Genomic DNA, 2121 nt, shown 5'->3' on the forward strand with positions numbered 1-2121 from the left:
AACTTGCCCCCAATCTTCGGCTTCCCCGGCGTAATACTCCTGGCGATAAGGTGCACCGGGAAAGGGATTAGCCCACATAAAAATTCCAGGTTGGGCGCCGTCAACACCTGCTTCCCATGATCCTTTGGTATCAACTACTTTTCCATCTTCTATATTCTTTACATCTTCACCCATATACCAAATATGTCCTTGTTTGTCCTGCGCATACCAGTCTTGTGTATCCTCAACGAGAGAACCGTCTTCATACGCTCTGTCACGAATCACCGTACAAGTAACTCCCATCACAGTTTTCGTTTCACTCAATACTTCTACATCAATGGTTTCGTTCACTTTGTTGTCCGTTCCCTCATACTTCCAGGTTCTACCCGGTGTCATTGGCCAGTATGGATTTGATATGGAGTCAACGAAGTTTGATGGATAGATAACCGGCAGATAATAATCATCCTTTGCGCTTATCGGGTTGGCGTCATCCTTCTTGTCTCCGCACCCGGCAAAGCCAAATAGTAAGAAAACCGCCACCATCAGAGTTGGAAAAAGTTTGTTCATACTACACCTCCTTAATTGAGTTAGAAGGCTTTCGGATAAATTCAACATTGCTTCCCACAAGGAAAGAGAAAGGCGAGACGGTTCATTTTCATCGTTTTTCCTGTGATTTCTTTTGGAAATTAGAAATTGGAAATTTGGAAGAAAAGCTTCTGATTCTTATGCTAATTTCTAATTTCAAACCGCAAGCTTTCACACTAAAGTGAACTATCCCAGAAAGACCGTGTTTTTCTCTTCACCCCTATTTCTTCCTTATTTCCAATAGAAGATCAGGTTCTAAAAGTGAAATAATACCCCAACTTCCGGAGCGTAATCAGTAGCTTTTGAAGTAACTCCAAAGGCATTATTGACTTTGATGCAGGCATGGGGGCTTATATGAAATTGCAAATCTGTAATTAGCTCAGCCTCGTCTCCTGTGCCTTCTACACCAACACAAAACCTGAACAATTTGGAAACCCGTTTCAAGTATTCAACGGCATACTCACCTAATTCTACTTTGCTTTCAGCCCCATTATACATAACAGATGTCCGAAGGATCATTGTCCCCCATCTAAAACCTTTGGTCATACCGCTTCCTAATTTAAGTTCCCAATCTTGGGTTCCAATCAATTTCTTCTTTTTCTGAAGTGGAAATACTGTTTCGAAATAGCCAAAAATTTCTGGACGGTTAATTGTTTCTTCTCTCCATCGCCAACGGAGCTGAGATTCTACATCTCCCAGCCCTGACTCTTCTATCTTATCCGGCATATTTGAAGGATCATTTTTGGCTTTATACTGTATTGCTGTAATAACCGCAGATTCAAACTCGACAGCGAGTCTTTCGGTTATTCCATACCCCAAAAAAATCAATCCTTCATGTGCCCGATGACGACCTCGAAAATCTTGATCCAATCCATAACCAAATTCTTTTGGTTTGTACTCAGCGTCCTGATCATAATAGTATTCATAATAGGGGTAAATTATAAATTCCCCCTTGTTGATATAGGTGCCGAACATTGAGGTAGCAATACCTGTTCCTCGATCTTTTAAGTAGTATGGTAAATCACCCTGGGCAAGAAGAATAGATGGATTCATTCCCCCAACAAGAATACCGATCAAAAGTAATGTTGTTTTTTTCATTGCTTTTACCTCCTAAATTTTATTTAACTACTTAAAGTATATCAGGTGAAGTTAACGAGAAGATTACCGGAAGATTACAGTTTGGTAATGTAGGGGAATAGCTAATTAGGAAAGAGTCACCCGAGGAAGGGTGACAATAAAAGTAGTGCCTTTGTCTGAAGAGCTTGTGGCAGTAATATCACCGCCGTGGGCTTTAGCAATCACTAAGGCCAGGCTGAGACCCAAACCGATACCAGCCTTGGATCGGCTTTTGTCGCATCGATAAAAGCGATTAAATATATGTGAAAGATCTGCTTCTGCGATTCCAATACCGGTATCTTTAACAGTAATGACAACATAGCCATTATCCCAACCGGCCGAAATCTTGACCGTCCCCTGAGTAGGGGTATATTTTAAGGCATTATCGATGAGGTTGGATATCATGCGTTGAATATTTTGGGGGTCTGCCTGGATGATAAG

The 2121-nt window shown here is 41.3% G+C and carries 3 protein-coding genes; all 3 read right to left on the reverse strand.

Going from position 1 to position 2121, the window contains the following annotated elements; translation table 11 throughout:
* Nucleotides 1-594 (reverse strand): hypothetical protein (locus KKC91_12770; protein ID MBU0479415.1); only part of this gene is annotated, 594 nt, incomplete at its 3' end.
* A 225-nt stretch (nt 595-819) separates the two neighbouring features.
* A complete protein-coding gene (locus KKC91_12775) occupies nt 820-1662 on the reverse strand; it encodes a hypothetical protein (protein ID MBU0479416.1) in 843 nt (280 codons plus the stop codon).
* A gap of 105 nt (nt 1663-1767) precedes the next feature.
* Nucleotides 1768-2121, reverse strand: a 354-nt coding sequence (locus KKC91_12780; GenBank protein MBU0479417.1) for a sensor histidine kinase, incomplete at its 5' end; no start/stop codon positions are given.

The sequence above is a fragment of the bacterium genome, from assembly GCA_018812485.1.
Classification (GTDB): domain Bacteria; phylum JAHJDO01; class JAHJDO01; order JAHJDO01; family JAHJDO01; genus JAHJDO01.